Source organism: Chryseobacterium sp. KCF3-3 (genome assembly GCF_045865955.1).
Taxonomy (GTDB): Bacteria; Bacteroidota; Bacteroidia; order Flavobacteriales; family Weeksellaceae; genus Chryseobacterium.
The window spans coordinates 3,304,412-3,324,941 of the sequence record NZ_AP035792.1 but is presented as its reverse complement, the minus strand read 5'-3'; the positions used below and the strand labels follow the sequence as shown (position 1 = coordinate 3,324,941).

Below are 20,530 nucleotides of genomic sequence, written 5' to 3'. Positions count from 1 at the left end.
ATACCATAGTATGGGCGGCAATTATTACATGATTCATGATTACCTGATATTCATCGGAGTTTTTGCCATTTTCCTGTTTCTGACCGTCAGTATTTATCTCTTCAGCCAGAATCAGAAGCTGAAACAGAGAAATACCAAACTAACAGAAACCAATAAACTTATCGAGCAGCGGCTGAATGAAGTCCGTCTGGAACATATTGGTACCAAGCTGAACCCTCATTTGTTTAAAAACATCCTCAATTCGGTTCAGTCTCATGCCTATCAGACGTATATGTCTCTGGATAAGCTGGCGAATGTCCTTGATTATATTTTATATGAAAGCAATAATAAGTACGTCAGCCCGAAAGAGGAACTCAATTTTGCTTTAAGTCTTATTGAAATTAATAAAATTAAGATCAACCCTCTTTTCGATTTCAGAATCAAATCAAGGATCAACAAGTCTGATTCTCTGTATGAAGAAAAGGTATTTGCGCCGCTGATCTCCGTGGACCTTATTGAAAATGCCTTCAAACATACAGATTTCCTGGCTCAGGACTCTTTTATTTCTATTTATATGGAGCTTGAAGGTGGAATTTTCACGATGAAAGTCAGCAATAAAGCGTCTCTGAAAAATGTTCTTGAAAAAGAAAAAAGCGGTTTTGGAAGCCAGTCTTTTGATCAAAGGCTTAAAATGATTTACAGCACGTACTACCAGCTGGAAAGAAGTTCAAAAAACGGAGTTTTCACCGCAGAATTAAAAATCAATTTAGGAGAATTCTATGATAAAATGCGTTATTCTGGATGATGAATTACTGGCCATCAGTTATTTAAAACTTCTATGCGAACAGATCGACAATGTAGAGGTGGTAAAAGCATTCAACGATCCTAAAATTTTCCTGAACGAAATAGACAGCATCGACTGTAATCTGTGTATTCTGGATATTGAAATGCCCGGAATGACAGGGCTTCAGGTGGCTGAAATTATCTCAGGTTCAAAAAAAATCATCTTTACAACGGCATATAAAGAATATGCAGCCGAAGCTTTCGACCTGAATGTGGTAGATTATGTAAGAAAACCTATTAAAAAAGAAAGACTGATCCAGGCCTTTGAAAAAGCCAAAGAGCTGGTAGAGAATCCTCCTAAAAAAGACTTCATCGAATGGAATACGAATATTGGGAAAACGGTTATATTTACAGAGCAGATTTCCTACATCAAAACCTCTGAAATCGACAGCAGGGATAAAGACATCATTCTCAGCGACGGAACGATGATTGTCTTAAAAAACCTGAATTTTAAAAACCTTCTGGAAATGCTTCCCGCAAAAGACTTTGCCCAGGTCAACAAAAAAGAGATTATTGCGCTTTCTTCCATTAAAGTTTTTTCAACCAACGAAATCATTACCACAATTCCTACAGAAGATCACTCTTTTCTGAAACTCCAGATTGGAGACGCTTATAAAAACTCACTGATGGAGCTTTTCGGGAAATAGACCTTCTTCAAATCTTCAGGGTTTCGTTACAGAATATCCGGCCTTTATTACAACTTCCTCTCTTCAGAGTAAAATCTGTTTATTTTTGCATAGAATGAATTGATTTTATTACATTTTTTGAAACATTCATTACATTTAAAAAAAAAGAGTATTTAACATAACTATATTCTTATCAACTTTGCATAAAATATTGGAATCATGAATTTGGGGAAATACAAAAATTTAATTTTCTACATTACTACCATCGCAGTCTTTTCGTGTCTGATGTATTATTTCATTATCGAAGGGCAGACACTGGAAGTAAAAGAAAATATTGTTGCTAAAACCAACAGCGGCTCTACCTGGGAGAATTTCCTGGAATCATTTAAAACCAATCTTCACCATCCACTTGCTTTATTACTGGCGCAAATCGTCACCATCATTATGACGGCAAGGCTTTTCGGGTGGATTTGTATGAAAATAAAACAGCCTACGGTCATCGGAGAAATGATTGCAGGTATTGTGCTGGGTCCATCACTTGTGGGAATGTATTTTCCTGAGTTTTCGGCTTTTCTTTTTCCAAAAGAATCATTAGGCAACCTTCAGTTTCTGAGCCAGATAGGTCTTATCCTTTTCATGTACATTGTAGGGATGGAGCTGGATCTGAGTGTATTAAGAAAAAAAGCTCATGATGCGGTAGTGATAAGCCACGCCAGTATTATTATTCCTTTCGCCTTGGGAATAGGACTTTCCTATTTCGTGTATCAGGAATTTGCACCGGATGGTATCCAGTTTACTTCTTTTGCTTTATTCATAGCCATTTCTATGAGTATTACAGCATTTCCGGTACTGGCGAGAATTGTACAGGAGAGAAACCTTCAGAAAACCAAACTCGGAACAATTGTTATTACCTGTGCGGCGGCCGATGATATTACGGCATGGTGTATTCTTGCTGCAGTAATTGCCATTGTAAAAGCAGGTTCTTTTGCAAGCTCCATCTATGTGATCATCATGGCAATCGCCTATGTATTTTTAATGATTAAAATTGTCAGACCATTCCTGAAAAGAATCGGAGATCTTCAGGCAGGAAAAAACACGATCAGCAAGCCCATGGTCGCTATCTTCTTTCTGACCCTTATTTTGTCTGCATATGCTACTGAAGTAATCGGTATTCACGCTTTATTCGGGGCTTTTATGGCTGGAGCTATTATGCCGGAAAATACAAAATTCCGCACGCTCTTTATTGATAAAGTAGAAGATGTGGCTTTGGTACTTTTACTTCCGTTGTTCTTTGTATTTACAGGACTTCGTACGCAGATCGGACTTCTGAATGACAGCCACTTATGGATGACCGCAGGGTTTATAATTCTGACGGCCGTCCTCGGAAAGTTTGCAGGAAGTGCACTGACCGCCAGATTTGTAGGCATCAACTGGAAAGAAAGCTTAACCATCGGGGCTTTGATGAATACACGAGGTCTTATGGAACTTATTGTCCTGAACATCGGATATGATCTTGGAGTTTTAAGTCCTGAAATCTTTGCAATGCTGGTAATTATGGCACTTTTCACCACTTTCATGACAGGCCCTGCGTTAGACTTCATCAATTTTATTTTTAAATCCAAAAAAAATCAGGACGAGCCCCTTCACGACAGTGATTCCAAGTACCGTGTTCTCCTCTCTTTTGATAAACCGGAATCCGGAAGTACTTTATTGAAACTTGCACACAACTTTACCCATAAAATGAACGGCAATAAAAGCATCACTGCGATGAATATTGCTCCGGTAGATGAGATGCACGCCTATGATATCAACGAATATGAAGATTCACAATTCCAGAATGTGATTGAAACCTCCCACGAACTTAATCTGGAAGTGGCAACCCTCTTCAAAGCCTCTACTGATATTGAAAGTGACCTCACCAGTATCACCAATAAAGGACATTATGATCTCTTGCTGATCATGCTTGGAAAATCAATGTACGAAGGAAGTTTATTAGGTCGTTTGCTGGGCTTTACCACCAAGATCATTAATCCTGAAAAGCTTCTGAATACAGTAAAAGGGAAAGGAAATATATTCAACAATTCTCCTTTTGACGATTTTACGCTTCAGATACTTGACAAAACCAATATTCCTGTGGGAGTTTTGGTGGAAAAAGACTTTAAAGCCGCAGACAAAGTGTTTGTTCCTATTTTTAATCTGAGTGATTTTTACCTTCTTGAATATGCCAAAAGACTGATCAATAACAACAATTCTCAGATTATTATTCTGGATGCTGCAGGACAGATCAGAAACAATATTGAAGTGAAAGAACTGATCAGAAGCATTGAACAGGTAGCTCCCAACCACATCACCCTTTACAATGAGAAAAAGATTGAAAAAGAATTTCTGAATTCTCAGGATCTGATGCTGATCAGCAGCAAAAGCTGGAAAAATCTGATTGATACGAAGAGTCTTTGGCTTTCTGATATCCCATCTACCTTAATAATTTCAAACCCATAACCCAAATAACACACCGATATTTCTATTTCTACAAGAAGCTGTAAATATTATTCGTTGTCTGTAAAGAAAAAACGGGTATATTTATAGCTTCAATTTTTTGGGACATGCTGATTAACAGTGAAAATGGAGTTATAGAGCTGAAAACCTTCAATACACAGCTTTATCGGAGGATGAGTCTTGATCAGCTGAAGCAGACTGATTTTTATAAAGAAAAGTATCACAACTTCCAGGATGTAAAAACCGGGTATTTTTGGTATTATTTTCACCCTATAGAAATAACAGGATATCAGGTATCTTTTGGTTTGTGCTTTTTCGGAGATCAGCTGGACACCATCCATATGAACACATGGGAAAATGGTGATGCCAAAGACTGGAATGAATGGACAGAGGAAAAAGAAATGAACGTTTTTCACAGAAACAACACCTTTCTCACCCGAATCCTGGAAATCCTTCCAACCCAAAAAAAGAAAAAACCTTACCCAAGCTGCACCTTCAACTTTCCCTGGGGAAATGTATGGTCCGTATATGATCCGAGAAGTGCCAGCAGCCTTATGGGAATCAATTTTAATGAAGAGGAAAAAACAAATAAAAAATAACTTTTAACCAAAGATTAAGATTTTAAATATGTGCCGATACTCCATGATGGTTTACAAAGGTCATTATGCCTGTTTCAACTGCCAGAAAACATTCAAACGCCGCCATCTGAAAGATGTGGACCGGGATGCTCAGGTCTCTGTGGAAGCCAAGTGCCCGGAATGTGGAAATCTGATGGCCAATATGGGACTCGATTTCAAATCACCGGCAAAAAATGACGATAAACAATGGGCTCATATCCGTGATTTGTATACAGTTGGAATCACTTTCCATTCATGTGGATGTTCCGGTCCCGGATATATTCCTCAGGATCGAAAAGCTATTATTCATTATCTGGAAAAAATCCGCTCAGAATATATGCACGCATTAGTATTCTGGAGATACCGCATAGAACCTGAAAATAAAAAAGAACGCGAATTGGATTATCAAAAAAACAGAGGTCATTTATGGACGGTCAACCGAAATGCTTTTAAGGAAACAGTGAGCAATCAGGAAGGAATCAATTATTGGCTTAAAAGGATTAATGAAGTAGAAGAAAGGCTTAATATTATCAAAGCTGATCAACAGAAATAACAGATATTATTCTGCCAGTTTCAGGAGCTTTTTGAAACTCTCTGTTAAGCTTTTTTCCTGTTCAGACGGATAATCAGCACCGATATTAAATCCACGCCCTGTAGTATTACTGATCATAATGATATTTCCATTTTCAAAATAATTTCTGGTTGTAATAACCTCGGATTTATTGAAATCAAAGGCTTCCGTATCATTATTCACTTTCATTGCTTTAGTATCGTAGAAAAGCGGACGATTATACCTGTACTCTTTCTCGAAAACAAAAGATAGCTGCCCGTTCATAAGATAATATTCGATCAGCATTTGTCCCATTTCTCCATAATGTCTGGCAATAACTTTTTCCAGCCCTTTATCGGTATAATAAAATGTGGCCTCCCCGCCTTCTGCTGATTCTCCTTCAATATCCTTCTTTTTAACAGAGGTCCATTTTGTTATGGAATTGATACTTTTAAAATTAGCCTGAATAGGTTTTATCCTATTTTTTAAACCCTTGCTGCCCGTAGTATCTTTCTCGTTAAATGTTTCCCCAGTCTTTACAGTATCCTGTGCTTTAGTGGTGAAAAAAACAGACGCTGGATCGCCGGACTTCTGAGCATATACAGAACCCCAACTGATCAATATTATGAAAACTCCGTATAAGAATCTATTCTTCATATTGGCTTTTTTATAGCTTTAAAATTAATAATAACTTTTGGTTGTATTGTATATCATGAAACCACAAAAGTCATAAAAGTTTCTTTGTTGGCTTGTTTTAAGTTACTACTAACTGTTTTTAAAAGGTATATAAGTTTTAAAATATAGTAGCTTAGATTCCTATGGAATGACATAATTGGAATGATTGTCTTACCCATACTGTTTGTCATTCCGTAGAAATCCAGCCACCTTAAACCAACAAGAAAGCATCAACAGAAATTAAATCCTGCTCCTATCTCACAACTGAAGACGTAAAAATTCCCATCCTCTGGAGGGGTGGCGAAAATTCAAAGAATTTTTGACGGGGTGGTTTTCAATACACCATCAATCTCATGTCGTAATTCTACTACAATTTTTAAAATTTAATCCAAAAAAATAATTTCCAATAGAGTTTTTTAATAGCTTTATCAGATAATTCACTTTGGATGGAAATTGATTTCTTACAATATCAGGTACGAAATGGAGACACGCTGACCTCTATCGCTTCCCGGCTGGGCATGACCAGTGAGGAACTAAAGTTGTTTCATAATTCCCATTGTCAAAAAATGGATAAGGTTTGGTTTGAAAGCCTCAATGAAGTGAAAAACATCTTTGTTCCTACAAATTTTAAAACCAAAGCAGATAAAGAACAGGAAAGAAAAAATTGTCTTCCCCACCAACTTTCTGATTCTTTCTTTGCTCAAAAGTATACAGTTAATGAAACTTTTGAAAGTCTGTTCGGGTCTCCAGTTACTATTAATTATACCATTGATCTTAATCTTCATAAAGATAAAAATAAAGGACAATATATATTAAGCTACAGCCAAAAAGACTTTACATCTGATGGAAATACACCTGATGATAAAATAAGCAGTATTTCCATTGCCTGTATGCAAAGTATTATGCCTCTTGAATTTGTGATCAATGAACAGGGTAAAATCACCGGATTTGCAGACCATAAGAAAATTACAGACACTTTTTCCGAACAACATCAAGAACTTGAGGAATTTTATACAGGAAAAATTTTTCAAAGTTATCTGAATACGTTTGAAAGAAATATCAACGATGAAATGTTTTTATTAAAGCAGTTTCAGAGTACTCTCCTATTTCAGACCTTGTTTCCAAAGATAGATTGGTTTCAGAAGAAGACAAGGTGGAAAGAATCTTTCTACTTAATACAAAACTCTTTTTCTGTACAATGTGAACTCAATATCGAACAGAAAAATGAAGATGACAACTCTGTTTTGACCATTTTAACCGGTAAAATCACTGAATTATGTACTTCGCAGGAAATCATACGAGGTATTAAACTTCAGGAATCAACGTCTGAACCAGCATCCGGAAATATCTTATTGGAATACATCACTCACATCAAAAATAAGAATCTGCTTCAGGCGAAAGCTTCTGTTTTACTTGGTCATGAAGAAGAATTTATTCACCAACATCACATCAATATAACACAAGGATAATATGAAAAATTATGTCATACAAAAAGGTGATACTTTCAGCTCACTGTCCCGGCAGTTTAAGTTGAAAAATGAGGGCATTTTAAAAACGTATCACAACCTCCACTGTCCTCCGGAAGATGTTATGCAGGAGCCTGTTCCCGGAAAAACCATTTTAATTTCGGAAGATCCACAGCTTATGGCTGATGAGACAGAACCTCAAAATATCACTGCCTCATCACAGGAAGAATCTGTAGAGAATATGTCCGAAAGTGAAGAAAATTCTACAGAAGAAGAGCCAAAAGATGAAAAAAAATCACCTGAGGAAAACGAACAGCAAACGGACAAAGAGGAAAAAAAAGATAAAAAAGAAGACAGTGGTTCGAGCCCTCATGAAGGAAAATATTTCGTTGTACAGAAAGGAACCGTACAATGCAATCAGGGATTTAAATTTCCAAAATTTAAAGTAACCAGCCATCAGAAACATTACTGGAATGATGAGGAAGGACAGGCTGATTATCTCGCTGTAACGGAAGATGATCTTCAGCTTGATCCTGCTGCACAACCCTTCGGACAATGTAAACTTAAGCCAACCTCCGGAGGATATCTTCCCTGTGCTTACGCTCCTGCCGGAAAATGGCAGAAAACGTATGAAAAAGTAAAAGTATTGGGAAAAAGTTGTGTTACAGAGATCTCAGAACTGATGTGCAGCACAGGAGGAAAAATCACCATTCTCAAGCACGGACAGCAAAGTGAAGCAGGCAAAAGCCATGTTGCAAAAGCGAATACACAGGAACAGCAGGTTTATAATCCCGTTGTGGATTTTGATGAATTCAAGGAAGATACGAAAGGTACAGACGAACTTTATTACAGCTAAGCCATGACAGGAAATATTATCGGGAATCAGAATCCTCTGGTAGGAACCACCTGCTCCTACGAAGTAAAACCTTCCATCCTCTCCTTCGGATTGAAAGGTGATTATGAATGGTATCTTTATAAGAAACAAAAGAACGGAAGCTGGAAAGACATTACCAGCCAGCCTAAAAAGGGCGAAAAAGTAACCTTCAAATTTGGAGAAATAGGTCTGGGAATAGAGTTTCAAATGAAAGTCTATGAAACTAAAAAAGGAATTTTACCGGGACTTCCCACAACTAAAAATCTGGTTGCCAGCATTATATTAATCCCTACCAGTAACAAGGTTCCAAAAATAGACAAAGTAGTGCTCTTCAACAGAGGAGGAACAAACGTTAATAAAGCCAGCTATCGGGATACTCTTATTGCCCAGGCTCACTGCATCGCCATGTTTAATAAAGAGATTGAATTCCATCTTTGGGAGGATGATGCGCCTGGAAAAGGCCATGACCCTGTTATCAATAAAAACAACCGTCATACCCGCAGCTACAAAGCCCGGGTCAATGAAAAAGGGATTGCAGAAGTACAGATACCTTTGATGTCTGATGAAAAAATCCTTCGTCAGATGGCCAATCAGTTTCTAATGAAAGGTGATAAAAGTGAAGGCGCTAACCATGAGTATTATGTTACGGCAACCTATTCAGGGAAAATCCAGGGAGCCAGCCAGGTGAATGTAGATGTGGCCAATCCGGATTATAAAGGACAACCTCAAAGTCAGCCCAAACCTAAGCCGCAGCCTGAAAAACACACTCCAAAATTCCCGGCCGGACAAGGAGGCGGTCCCAAACAGCCGGATCCTAAAGGTAATATTATAGAAGCCGTTTTCATTGATGATACAGGAGAAGAACTTTCCAAAGTCGCTGTAGGAGATAAAGTAAGGGTAAGAATTCACTCCAAAAATATGGTGGAGAAGCATATCCAATATGTCATCTGGGAGTATGATACGGCTTCCAATGATGAAGTATTCAGAAGTGGGAATATTAAAATCTCTGCTGATATCCATGACACTTCAGGATTTGTCATTACCAAAGATATTTTTGAAAAAGGAATAGACTCCCCTATTGGCGATCCGGATTCTGATAAACAAAACTATTTCATTGAAATTATCTCCAAAGATCTTTCTGCAGAATCTCAGAAATTTGGGGTAAATTCGGAAGGACTGATGGAAGTGGAGAAGGTGAAGAGTGCAGCGGGGGTGCAGAAGACGCAAAAACCAGATAAACCAGGTAGTTGTATATGTCAGGAACAATACAAAGACTTAGTATGGGGTGGAAAAGTAAGTTGTGAGTTTAGGAAGAAAGTGATACAAATCGCAAAAAACTTGGAATTGCCACAGAAAAATTATGAAGGGGCTAATTGGTTAATGACAATTATGGCTCTAGAATCGGCATATTCATTCAGCCCTAAATGTGGAACTTTTGGAAAAAATCCTGATGAAAATAGTAAATATAAATATATTGGGTTAATACAATTTGGAAAAGCGGCTGCAGAGGAAATAGGAACAACAAGAACCCATTTAATGTCATTAACTGCAGAGCAACAATTAGACTATGTTGAAAAACATTTTAAGAAGAAAATATATCAAAATTTATTAAAAAATAGAACTGCACTTTACTTAGCTGTAAATTACCCAAACTCTACATCTCATGCATCTGAAAGAAACTATGTTGTTTATGATAACACAAAAGATGCATATGATGACAACCCAATGTTTAAAAGAGAGACACACGAGTTTTGGATTGATAAAGCTGGTAAAAAACAATACTATAAGGGTAAGGAAGGAAAATCTTATGTTTGGGAATTCGAAGAGGCATTAAAAGAAGTAGAGGAATTAGGACAATCTAATAAAACAAAGACTTTCACATGCAACAATAATAGTACAAAAAATGATAATATTAGTGCAAAAGATATTGTCACTTATCATATATACCATGATAGCAAAATTGAAAAACATATACCTAAAAAAATAAAAGAAGGTAATGAAACTAAATATAAATATGTCTATCACGATTCAAAAGGAAATGAGCATGAAATAACTACTGTAGATTGGCATACAACTAGAGAAAAAGGTGTTGGACAAGTTTATAAAACTAAACCAACTCATGCAAAAGTTCTTTCTGATCAAAATGTTTCTGAAGGAAATACATCTAGACGTGTAAAATATGAAAATGGAGATATTGCAGAATATGGAACTCATCCTAAAAAAGGAATTATTTGGTTATTATATAAAGCAGGAAAAAATAATGTTGAATTAATTAAAATGCCAGATAGTTTAAATTATAAAAAAGATGGAGTTTATATTGCTTATAGCTTTTCAAAAACTCAAAGAAGATATACTGGAGCTGATTCTTTTGCTGGATTTATTGGATATTTAGCTAAATCTGGATACAAACTAACCACAACGGGTAGTTGTTTTTCTGAAGGATCAAGCTTTCCAAGTCAAGAACATTGTAATGGAAGAAGTGTAGATACACTTTATTTAAGTATAGTTGAACAGGATCAAAAGGTAATCGACAGTGCAATATTTTTCCATTTTACAGAAGTGTTAAAGGGAGTAAATGCTTACTGCCAAAAACTAAAAAGAGCTGGTAATGGAGGTTCCCTTCACAATAGTCATTTGCATTCTGGAAATTTTAATAGTAGTGTTATAAAAACAATTAAAGAAAAATGAAAAACCTAATTATTTTATTATCATTCTTAAGTATTTTTTCTTGCAAAAAAGCGCAAGAAAACATTTCAAAACCATCTTTCTCCCAAGAAATTTCCATTGATAAAAATTGGAATGGTGATGCGTTAATTTCAGATTTGAATTTTGTAAAGTCTATAAACCCTACTTGTAAATTAAAAACTACTTTTTTTAATAGATCAGAAAAACAAGTTGAAGAGGATGATTCTAAATGTGCCTTATCTAAAATTAAATTCGATTACGAAAAGTTAAACTCTTTAAATAAAAAAAGCAATATTGGAAAAATTGCTTCTAATATAGAATTATTTATTAAAAATACTGTCCCTAAAAGTGATAATGCAGATTTAAGTTACCAAACGACATTGTATATTGAAAAAAATAAAACAACAACTGACTCGATTGTTATTTACCAATCTTTTAATTTTTCAGAAGCATTAACTGTAAAAACAAAGTATTATTACCTTGATAAAAGTGAAATTCACTTATTAGATATAGTAGAAGATGAATCTGGAACAAATGTTGAAAAATGGGAACATTATAAAATAAATTCTTTAGGCAAAATATCGTTAGTACAACAAAAAACTTTCTCGAAAGATAATAATATTACGAAAACAGATATTAATTTCTGGAAAGGGGAATATCATTTTGAAGCATCAAATAGAGACGAAGCAAAAACTATTTTTGATATAACAATAAATTCATTGAATGACATTTCAGTAGATATTACCGAAGAAGGGACAAAAAATAAATATTCCCAATTGAAAGCTGAACAAGTTAATAATACAAAAATTAAAATCAATTATGATAATTCCTCTGAAGATATGGGAACTATTTATATTGAAAAATCTGACAACAGCTACTTTATTTCAGGAAGCCCAATATACTTTATAAACCCTGGAAATAATGAGATGCCATTACAAAAATTGAAGTAATATTATAATTTTTTATAATGGTAAGAATGTCTCTAATATTATAAAAAACAATAAAAGCTCTCAATGGGATGATAAAAGTATTTTCGACTTTATTAATTGTGATATTTTTTGTTTGCACTTGCAAAGGTCAAAAAAAGAAAGATGATTACATAAATTTTCTGGATGTAAAATACCAAGCAACTGGTTTCTTCATTCCAGACATCTCCAATCCATACCCAACCTATACCTATTCAGATAAAAAAATAGGTATTCTGAGTGTAGATTTTATTGGAAAAAAGGATGAAACTCAATATTTTTGGAATCCGAATAATACAAAAGGTTATTTTTCAAAATCTACTAACCCTGAAAATGATGCTCAAAATTCAAAAGCAATAAAAGATCTTATTAAAGAAGATGATTATTATGTAGTTGCCTCATATCTACCTAATAAGTTCATTACTTATACAGGAGGGGAAGATGGAGAATTTGAACCAAAGCAAAATGCGAAAACAACTTTCTATTTATATGAAAAGAATAAATGGAAACAAATAGGAGAAATAGAGACTTCAAAGATTCCAGAAAATATTTTAGCATTTGAAACCAATCTTATTAAGAAATTCCAAACTTCTAAAAATAAGTAGTTAGCCCTTTAACAAAGACCTGACCTCATTCTCAAAAAACCCATTCATCCCATCAATATATAATTTCAGAAAAGAAATTTCGTTTCATTTGAAAAATATTTATACCTTTGCTCTGTGATTTTTAACAACGGAACATATTATTATAGAATTTTTACCTCAGCTCTGGGATAGGGATTCTTATGAATATAATTTAAAACCTCGTCCTAGGGACGAGGTTTTTTTATTTTAAAAAAAATAGAAAGATGAAAATAAGTATTATTGGAGTAGGATTAATCGGCGGTTCGATGGCCTTGAAATTAAGGGAGAAAAACATTACCAGCTTCATCTACGGAATCGATAACAATACACAGCATATCAGTGATGCATTAGATCTGAAGATCATTGATGCCGGAGTAGATCTTGAGCATGGAATTAAAAATTCGGATCTGATTATCCTTGCTATTCCCGTAGATGCTGCCAGAAAACTATTGCCTACTGTTCTTGACTTAGTAACTGACCAGCAGACGGTAATGGATGCAGGTTCCACAAAAGCAGGAATTGTAAATGCGGTAAAAGACCATCCGAAGCGTTCAAGATTTGTGGCTTTTCACCCGATGTGGGGAACAGAAAATAACGGTCCGAAATCCGCTATTGCAGAAAGTTTCGCAGGAAAGGCTGGAGTAATCTGCAACAAAGAAGAATCTGCAGAAGATGCATTGAATATTGTTGAACAAGTGGTTAATGCCCTTGATATGCACATGATTTACATGGATGCACAAGATCACGATGTCCATACCGCTTATATTTCCCATATTTCCCATATTACGTCTTATGCCCTTGCCAATACGGTACTGGAAAAAGAACGTGAGGAAGAAACTATTTTTCAGCTTGCGAGTTCAGGTTTTTCAAGTACGGTACGTCTTGCCAAATCGCATCCTGAAATGTGGGTTCCCATCTTTAAACAAAACAAAGAAAATGTGCTGGATGTGCTGAACGAACATATTTCCCAGCTCAGAAAATTCAAATCTGCCCTTGAAAAAGAGAATTATGAATACCTTGAAGAACTGATCACCAATGCCAACAGAATAAGAGGAATTTTAAGGTAAGTAATTCCACACGATACTAAAAGCCCAATGGTTTTTACTTTTATTTTATTAAGAAACCCTTAGACATTACGGCTAAGGGTTTTATTTTTAAAACAATGTTGTTTCTATTAACACTCCGGAACGTTAACGGCAATTGCAAGCCCGCCTTCGGAAGTTTCTTTAAAACGGTCACTCATAGACTGAGCGGTTTCCCACATGGTAAGAATCACTTCATCCAATGTTACTTTTGCTTTGGTAGGATCACTTTCCAACGCAATATTAGCTGCAGTAATCGCCTTCATAGCGCCCATTGTATTTCTTTCGATACATGGGATCTGTACCAATCCTTTAATTGGATCGCATGTTAATCCCAGGTGATGTTCCATGGCAATTTCTGCCGCCATCAGTACCTGCCCTACACTTCCACCCAGAATCTCTGTAAGTCCGGCCGCTGCCATTGCAGAGGATACTCCGATTTCCGCCTGACATCCTCCCATCGCTGCAGAAATAGTGGCATTTTTCTTAAATAAGGTCCCGATTTCTCCCGCTACAAGCAAGAATCTTATAATATCATCTTCATTGGTAAATGGTGTAAATGCCTGAGCGTACATCAATACTGCCGGAATAACTCCACTCGCTCCATTGGTAGGTGCGGTAATAATTCTTCCGAAACTTGCATTCTCTTCATTCACTGCCAGTGCGAAGCACGCAATCCATTTGTTGATATTGGTAAAGTTCTCTTCAGCGTCTACCACCTGCTGGAACCATTCATCTTTATTTTTATAAATTTTGTCTCCTAACAGCTTTCTGTTGATTCCTGCTGCTCTTCGGGTAACATTCAGTCCGCCCGGAAGGATTCCCTCTTTATTGACTCCTTTATAAATACATTCTTTGATCTGTTGCCAGATATAAAGCGCTTCCTGTCTGGTTTCTTCCTGAGTTCTCCAGCTTTCTTCATTCATGAAAATCAGATCCGACATTTTATTCAGTCCCAGTTTTTCACAATATTTTGCAATATCCGAAGCTTTATGACAAGGGTACAAGGTACGTACACACTGCTTTTGAATAGAGTTTTTCTCCTGGCTAGCGATGAAACCTCCTCCTACAGAATAAAAATCCTGCACAAGTTCTGTTCCGTCTTCGAAAACAGCTCTGAAGATCATTCCGTTAGGATGAAAATCAAGGCTCTTTTTCATATTTAAAATCAAATGATGTCCGTAAACAAATGGAATAATTTTCTCTCCTCCCAGGTTAATGGTTTGAGTACTTTTGATGTATTCTATTTTCTCATCAATTTTTGAAGTATTGATCGTCTTAAAATCTTCTCCATTCAACCCAAGCATTCCGGCAATATCAGTTCCATGCCCAATCCCCGTTTTGGCGAGTGAGCCAAAGAATTCAAGAAAAACCTCTTTAACTTCTTCTATTGATCTTTCTCTTTTTATAATCCTGATAAATGCAGCTGCTGCATTCCAAGGTCCCATCGTATGCGAACTGGACGGGCCTATTCCTACTTTAATAATCTCAAAAACCGATATTGATTCCATAAATGATTCGTCATTTTCCTCAAAAACAAAGATACATGATAAATCCTAATATATGCATAGCAAAATCTTAGATTTATTTGGTTTTGGCAGTCTATAAAACAAGTTTTTTTGTAGATTAGCTGGTTGTACGAATTTCCAATTATATTGTTCTTTTTAATCATTTTTTTAAATGGAAACATTAATTAAAAGCATTTTACAGCATGTCCAACTAAGTCCGGAAGAAATAACTGCCTGTAAAAGTTTCTGGACAGAAAAAACATTGGAAAAAGGTGATTTCCTATTGAGAAACGGGGAAATCTGCCGCCATGACAGTTATATCATTTCAGGTGTTTTAAAAGCTTTCTGCATCAATGAAGACAACGGAAATGAGGAAATTCTCTTTTTAGCTATTGATCACTGGTGGGCTACAGATATTGCCAGTTTTTCAAAACAAAAACCCTCCATTTATAATATTCAGGCCGTAGAAAAAACAAAGCTCCTACAGATCAGCCATCAGTCCTTTCAAAAAATGCTGAAGGAAATTCCATCCTTAGAAAGATACTTCAGAATCATTCTGGAAAGTTATCTCGGAACGCTGGAAAAAAGAGTCGTGTTCAATCATATGCACAAAGCAGAACAGAAGTATTATGATTTTCTGGAAACCTACCCCGATATTTCCTCCAGAGTACCTCAGTATCTGATTGCTTCTTACCTCGGTGTAACTCCGGAATTCATCAGCAGAATTAAGAAAAAAAATAAATCCTCTTGAACTAGATCAATTTTTCAGAACTCAATAATCAGGAATTTTGCTGGTATAATTCTTAACAAATGAAAATACTGATTATTAATGCCAGTGTAAGAAATGAAAGATCTTACAGCAGAAAACTGACCCAGCTTTTCGTTGAAAACTGGACAACGAAATATCCTCTTGACACGTTCACCTACAGAGAAGCGGGAACTGATACGATTCCTAATATTGATGAATCATGGATTGCAGGAGCTTTCAAAAGATCTTCAGACAAAACTGAAGAAAACCAAAAGCCTTTACAGCTAAGTAATGAACTCGTCAAAGAGCTCAAAGAACATGATGTATATGTCATCGGAACTCCTATGTACAACTGGTCTATTCCGTCCGGATTAAAAGCTTATATTGATCAGGTCATGCGAATCAATGAAACCTGGAAATTCCGATCCGGAGTTCCGGATGGTGATTACGTTGGTCTCCTTGAAAACAAAAAGCTATTTATCCTCTCAACCCGTGGCGATACCGGATACGGAGAAAATGAAAAGAACGGACACATCAATTTTCAAACGACTTATCTGAAGCATATTTTCGGAATTATGGGTGTAAAAGATGTCACCATTCATTCCTTGGATAATGAAGAATTCGGAGGTGAAGTCTTTGAAAATTCTAAAAATAAAATCTTTGAAGCAATTGAATCTATTCAATAAAGTATTTTTGATTTAATATAACACTCAGCAGGCTATCTCAAAAACCCAATTATTGGGCACTTGTCATTGACTACGTCGAATCTTTGATTTCTGACGAAGGAAGAATCTTATTAATAACCAGACGGATGAGATTCTTCACTACATTTCATTTCTTTCAGAATGGCATTTTTGGGAAAGCCCCTACTTTTATCAGCTGAAAGTTTCCTCGTGCTGAGAAAGGTCAAGCCCTTTATTTTCTGATTCTTCAGAAACTCTGAGGGTAATAACAGCATTGGTAATCTTATATAAAAGTAGTGAACCGAAGAATGTAAAAGCAGAAACCAACACCAATGCTGCCATATGATGAAGAAAAACTTCAATTCCTCCATGTAATAAGCTCGCTTTTTCACCATGAGCAAAGATGGCGGTAAGAATCATCCCCATAATTCCCCCTACTCCATGGCAGGCAAAAACATCCAGCGTATCATCTATTTTCTTTAAACCTTTCCAGTTGACCATTATATTAGAAACGATTGCGGTAATAAATCCTATAAAAAGACTCTCCTGAATACTTACAAAACCACATCCCGGAGTAATGGCCACCAATCCCACCACTGCACCGATGCAAGCCCCCAATGCAGAAACACTTCTCCCATTGATTCTGTCAAAAAAGATCCAGGTCATCATCGCTGAAGCAGAAGCAAGAGTGGTTGTTCCGAAAGCAGTGGCTGCAGAAGCAGAAGCACTCAAAGCAGAGCCGGCATTGAAACCAAACCATCCAAACCACAACATTCCTGTTCCCAGAAGCACATATGGAATATTGGAAGGCTCATGGTGCGGATTCTTTCTGTTTCCGACCACCATAGCGCCGGCAAGGGCTGCAAAACCTGCGCTCATATGCACCACGGTTCCGCCAGCAAAGTCTTTTACCCCAAAGTATTTGTTCAAAAGACCTTCCGGATGCCATACCATATGACAAAGAGGAGTATAAATAAAGATGCTGAAAAGAACGATAAATAATAAATAAGAAATAAAACGAACCCTTTCTGCAAAAGATCCGGTAATAATAGCCGGAGTAATAACGGCAAATTTCATCTGAAACAGGGCAAACAGGATAAATGGTATTGTAGGTGCCATCAGTTTATGTGGCAGATTTCCTACTCCATTAAAAAAGGGATAACTTAAGGGATTTCCAATAATTCCGTAATGTTTTCCGGCAATGGTAACGCCAAGAGATTCCCCGAAAGACAAAGAAAAACCAACAACTACCCAGACCATAGAGATGACTCCTAAAGCAATAAAGCTTTGCAACATGGTAGAAATGACATTTTTCTTCCCGACCATGCCTCCATAAAAAAAGGAAAGTCCTGGTGTCATGAGCAGTACAAGTCCTGCCGCAGCCAAAATCCAGGCTACATCAGCGCCCACAATTTTATCTTCACTTAAAAATTCTCCCGTATCAGGAATATCTGCAGCCGGATTCCAGAATAAACCTCCCACGGCTACGAGTGTGATCACCGAGAATGAAACAATCCATTTTAAGCCTACTTTCATAAAATTTATATTTTACCCTATCAAATTTAAACATAAATTTCATAAAAATAACATTTTTAAAGACTCAACCCCTATGAAAATACTATTTAAACAATAATATTTTTATTTTTCATGAGAAAACCTCTTTCAATATTTTGGAAACTTCTTTAGATTTTGTAGCAGGAAAAAGGTGTGTTCCTCCCTTTACTACGTAATCCGGATTGGAATAACGGATGGGGAAAACAATATCTTTATCACCTAATACCTGAATAACATTCGGATTTTCATCAAACTTCCATTCAGAAACTTTTTCTACAGACCATTTCAGATAATAAGGATCTCTTACTTTAAAATATTGAAGAAGTTTAGGATTTTTAGGATCAAAAAGCTTTCGGATAACAGCATATACATTGGCTGCCTTATCATTGAACAATCCTACAGGAAGGATTCTTGGAATTTTGGTAACCTCACCGGTTTTTATAAATTTAGATTTTTCCTTATCCGATTTTATACTTCCAAGGATCACTACTTTTTCTGCAGGTTTCAATTGATTAATCTCCTGCACAATAATTCCTCCAAAAGAATAACCTAGCAGGCAAAATGGTTCTGAATCATCTACTTTCTCTGCCATTCTTTTGACATAAGCATCGAAAGGCTCGTTTTTTTCAGGAATAAGCCAGTCTATAAAAATCAATTCACAGTGTTTGGGAAACTCTATTCTTTCAAGGACCTTGAAGTCTGCTCCCAGACCGCTTACGATATAAATTTTCATACCACTAATTTATGAAAAATACAGAAACAAGGGAATAACAGTGCCCAATCTTTATTTAATGACGCATAAAAAAAGAGGCTGTCTAAAAAGTCCAAAAAAATATCCCCGTTACTTAAAAAGTTTCGGGGATTTTTTTGTTGTTTGTCCTTTAAGATTTATCTTTAAGGTGCACCCAAACAAACATTGATATGAAAGTACGGTTTAAATCTTTACCCACCAATACTCCCAGCTTATTTCCTGAAGATATTTTTGATAAGATAGGTGCTAATGATCCGGTACGTCTTATCAATGAATTAGTGGATAACTTGAATATCGATCATATTATAAGTGAATATAAAGGCGGTGGAACGACAAGTTTTCACCCCCGGATGATGATCAAAGTTTTATTCTATGCCTATTTCAACAATATTTATTCATGCCGTAAAATAGAAAAGGCACTTGGAGAAAATATTCATTTCATGTGGCTTTCCGGCAACAGTAAGCCTGATTACAGAACCATCAATTACTTTAGGAGCAAACGGCTTAAAAACCATATTCACCGTCTTTTTGCAGATGTTACCGTTGTTTTGCAGAATTTAGGTTACGTAAGTTTAAATGTTCAATATATAGATGGTACAAAAATAGAATCATCTGCCAACCGATACAGCTTTGTATGGAAAAAATCTGTAGAAAAGAATAAATTAAAACTGGAAGCTCAAATTCATTCCGTACTTGAAGATATTGAATCCCAAATCAAAGAAGAGCGTTATGAATCCCATGAAAAGACCCTTCCAAAATCTATTGACAGCAGAGAGCTTCAGGATAAAATAGCAGAACTTAATCACTCTGTGGCACAGGACAATAAAACCGGTAAGAAGCTCATTAAAAAGCTTCAGCATCAGGACCTGCCCAGATTACAGAAGTATGAAGATCAATTAAAAATACTCTCAGGCCGCAACAGTTATAGTAAGACAGATCCCGACGCCTGCTTCATGCGGCTCAAAGACGACCATATGAAAAATGGGCAGCTTAAGCCAGCCTATAATGCACAGATCAGTACTGAAAACCAGTTTATCACCCATTACAGCATTCATCAGACTCCTGGAGATACCACTACATTGAAGGATCATCTTAACAGCTTTGAAAATCAGTATCACAAACAAAGTAAAGAGGTAGTAGCAGATGCCGGATATGGAAGTGAAGAGAATTACGAAATGATGGCAGAAAAAGCTATAGAGGGCTATGTAAAATATAATAATTTTCATAAAGAACAGAAGCGCAGTGAGAAGAACAATGCGTTTGCTGTACAGAACTTATATTATAATGAGGAAAATAACTTCTATGTATGTCCCTGCGGACAGCAAATGAACTTTATCGGTAAAGGCAAAAGAATCAGCAGTAACGGATATGAATCTCAGGTACATTATTATCAGGCTTTCAGATGTCAGGGTTGTCCTCTTAGAGAAAGCTGCCATCAAAGCCAGGATAATCGATTAATCGAAGTGAATTATAATCTGAACCATCACAGAATGAAAGCCAGACAAAGGCTGATATCTGAAAAAGGGCATTACCACAGAAGTAAACGGCCTATAGAAGTAGAAGCTGTATTCGGGCAATTAAAAAGCAATAATAAATTTTCAAGATTTACTCTAAAAGGACTTGAAAAAGTAAATATTGAATTTGGATTAATGGCATTGGCACATAATCTTAGAAAATTAGTGAAAAACAGAAAACTTAACCGTAAAAATTGGCTAAATACACTTAAATGCAAACAACATATGCATCTTTTCCATAAGTATATGAAAATCCAAAAGTATAAAATTGCTGCATAACTATACGCAGTC

Annotated in this window: 18 protein-coding genes; 14 read left to right on the top strand and 4 right to left on the bottom strand. The window is 36.1% G+C overall.

Features of this window, described 5'->3' with window-relative positions; genetic code table 11:
• Positions 1 to 10 precede the first annotated feature (10 nt).
• The 5 genes from ACKTTZ_RS15060 (at position 11) to ACKTTZ_RS15040 (ending at position 5,114) form a co-directional block, all read left to right on the top strand.
• Positions 11 to 784 carry a histidine kinase gene (locus tag ACKTTZ_RS15060; RefSeq protein WP_407845928.1) on the top strand — a complete coding sequence of 258 codons (774 nt, stop codon included), beginning with the start codon at positions 11 to 13 and terminating at the stop codon, positions 782 to 784.
• Positions 759 to 1,469, top strand: a complete 711-nt coding sequence (locus tag ACKTTZ_RS15055; RefSeq protein ID WP_407845927.1) for a LytR/AlgR family response regulator transcription factor — start codon at positions 759 to 761, stop codon at positions 1,467 to 1,469. Before ACKTTZ_RS15060 ends, ACKTTZ_RS15055 begins: the two co-directional genes overlap by 26 nt.
• A 204-nt stretch (positions 1,470 to 1,673) precedes the next feature.
• Complete coding sequence (locus tag ACKTTZ_RS15050) at positions 1,674 to 3,947, top strand: cation:proton antiporter (protein WP_407849164.1); 2,274 nt, start codon at positions 1,674 to 1,676, stop codon at positions 3,945 to 3,947.
• Positions 3,948 to 4,051: 104 nt separating this feature from the next.
• Entirely contained in the window at positions 4,052 to 4,543 is a 492-nt protein-coding gene (locus tag ACKTTZ_RS15045; protein WP_407845926.1) for a hypothetical protein, read from the top strand.
• Positions 4,544 to 4,586: 43 nt separating this feature from the next.
• Positions 4,587 to 5,114 carry a hypothetical protein gene (locus tag ACKTTZ_RS15040; protein WP_407845925.1) on the top strand — a complete coding sequence of 176 codons (528 nt, stop codon included), beginning with the start codon at positions 4,587 to 4,589 and terminating at the stop codon, positions 5,112 to 5,114.
• Between the two features lie 6 nt (positions 5,115 to 5,120).
• Here the strand turns inward: ACKTTZ_RS15040 and ACKTTZ_RS15035 are convergent, their stop codons facing one another.
• The gene (locus ACKTTZ_RS15035; protein ID WP_407845924.1) at positions 5,121 to 5,768 is read right to left on the bottom strand and encodes a hypothetical protein; all 648 of its coding nucleotides are present in this window, start codon (positions 5,766 to 5,768) and stop codon (positions 5,121 to 5,123) included.
• A gap of 464 nt (positions 5,769 to 6,232) precedes the next feature.
• On the opposite strand from ACKTTZ_RS15035, the gene ACKTTZ_RS15030 reads away from it, so the two are divergent.
• From ACKTTZ_RS15030 to ACKTTZ_RS15005, 6 genes are all read left to right on the top strand, one after another.
• A complete protein-coding gene (locus tag ACKTTZ_RS15030; RefSeq protein ID WP_407845923.1) occupies positions 6,233 to 7,255 on the top strand; it encodes a LysM peptidoglycan-binding domain-containing protein in 1,023 nt (340 codons plus the stop codon).
• A gap of 1 nt (position 7,256) precedes the next feature.
• Complete coding sequence (locus ACKTTZ_RS15025; protein ID WP_407845922.1) at positions 7,257 to 8,108, top strand: PAAR-like protein; 852 nt, start codon at positions 7,257 to 7,259, stop codon at positions 8,106 to 8,108.
• 3 nt (positions 8,109 to 8,111) lie between these two features.
• Positions 8,112 to 10,814, top strand: a complete 2,703-nt coding sequence (locus ACKTTZ_RS15020) for a hypothetical protein (RefSeq protein ID WP_407845921.1) — start codon at positions 8,112 to 8,114, stop codon at positions 10,812 to 10,814.
• Positions 10,811 to 11,761 (top strand): hypothetical protein, encoded by a 951-nt coding sequence (locus ACKTTZ_RS15015; RefSeq protein ID WP_407845920.1) that lies wholly within the window; start codon positions 10,811 to 10,813, stop codon positions 11,759 to 11,761. The genes ACKTTZ_RS15020 and ACKTTZ_RS15015 overlap by 4 nt, the downstream gene beginning before the upstream one ends.
• A gap of 68 nt (positions 11,762 to 11,829) precedes the next feature.
• Entirely contained in the window at positions 11,830 to 12,381 is a 552-nt protein-coding gene (locus ACKTTZ_RS15010; RefSeq protein WP_407845919.1) for a hypothetical protein, read from the top strand.
• Between the two features lie 242 nt (positions 12,382 to 12,623).
• Complete coding sequence (locus tag ACKTTZ_RS15005; protein WP_407845918.1) at positions 12,624 to 13,466, top strand: prephenate dehydrogenase; 843 nt, start codon at positions 12,624 to 12,626, stop codon at positions 13,464 to 13,466.
• A gap of 107 nt (positions 13,467 to 13,573) precedes the next feature.
• Here the strand turns inward: ACKTTZ_RS15005 and ACKTTZ_RS15000 are convergent, their stop codons facing one another.
• Positions 13,574 to 14,992 (bottom strand): L-serine ammonia-lyase, encoded by a 1,419-nt coding sequence (locus ACKTTZ_RS15000; protein ID WP_034692275.1) that lies wholly within the window; start codon positions 14,990 to 14,992, stop codon positions 13,574 to 13,576.
• Positions 14,993 to 15,161: 169 nt separating this feature from the next.
• Between ACKTTZ_RS15000 and ACKTTZ_RS14995 the strand changes: the two genes are divergently transcribed.
• A complete protein-coding gene (locus ACKTTZ_RS14995; RefSeq protein ID WP_253316553.1) occupies positions 15,162 to 15,740 on the top strand; it encodes a Crp/Fnr family transcriptional regulator in 579 nt (192 codons plus the stop codon).
• Positions 15,741 to 15,799: 59 nt separating this feature from the next.
• A complete protein-coding gene (locus ACKTTZ_RS14990; protein ID WP_034692273.1) occupies positions 15,800 to 16,423 on the top strand; it encodes an NAD(P)H-dependent oxidoreductase in 624 nt (207 codons plus the stop codon).
• A 189-nt stretch (positions 16,424 to 16,612) separates the two neighbouring features.
• Here the strand turns inward: ACKTTZ_RS14990 and amt are convergent, their stop codons facing one another.
• Together amt and ACKTTZ_RS14980 are read right to left on the bottom strand one after the other, a co-directional pair.
• Entirely contained in the window at positions 16,613 to 17,956 is a 1,344-nt protein-coding gene (amt, locus tag ACKTTZ_RS14985; protein WP_407845917.1) for an ammonium transporter, read from the bottom strand.
• A 109-nt stretch (positions 17,957 to 18,065) separates the two neighbouring features.
• Positions 18,066 to 18,707, bottom strand: coding sequence for an alpha/beta hydrolase (locus tag ACKTTZ_RS14980; RefSeq protein WP_034692271.1), 642 nt, complete (start codon positions 18,705 to 18,707; stop codon positions 18,066 to 18,068).
• Between the two features lie 188 nt (positions 18,708 to 18,895).
• Between ACKTTZ_RS14980 and ACKTTZ_RS14975 the strand changes: the two genes are divergently transcribed.
• Positions 18,896 to 20,518 (top strand): IS1182 family transposase, encoded by a 1,623-nt coding sequence (locus ACKTTZ_RS14975; protein WP_407845762.1) that lies wholly within the window; start codon positions 18,896 to 18,898, stop codon positions 20,516 to 20,518.
• Positions 20,519 to 20,530: the final 12 nt, after the last annotated feature.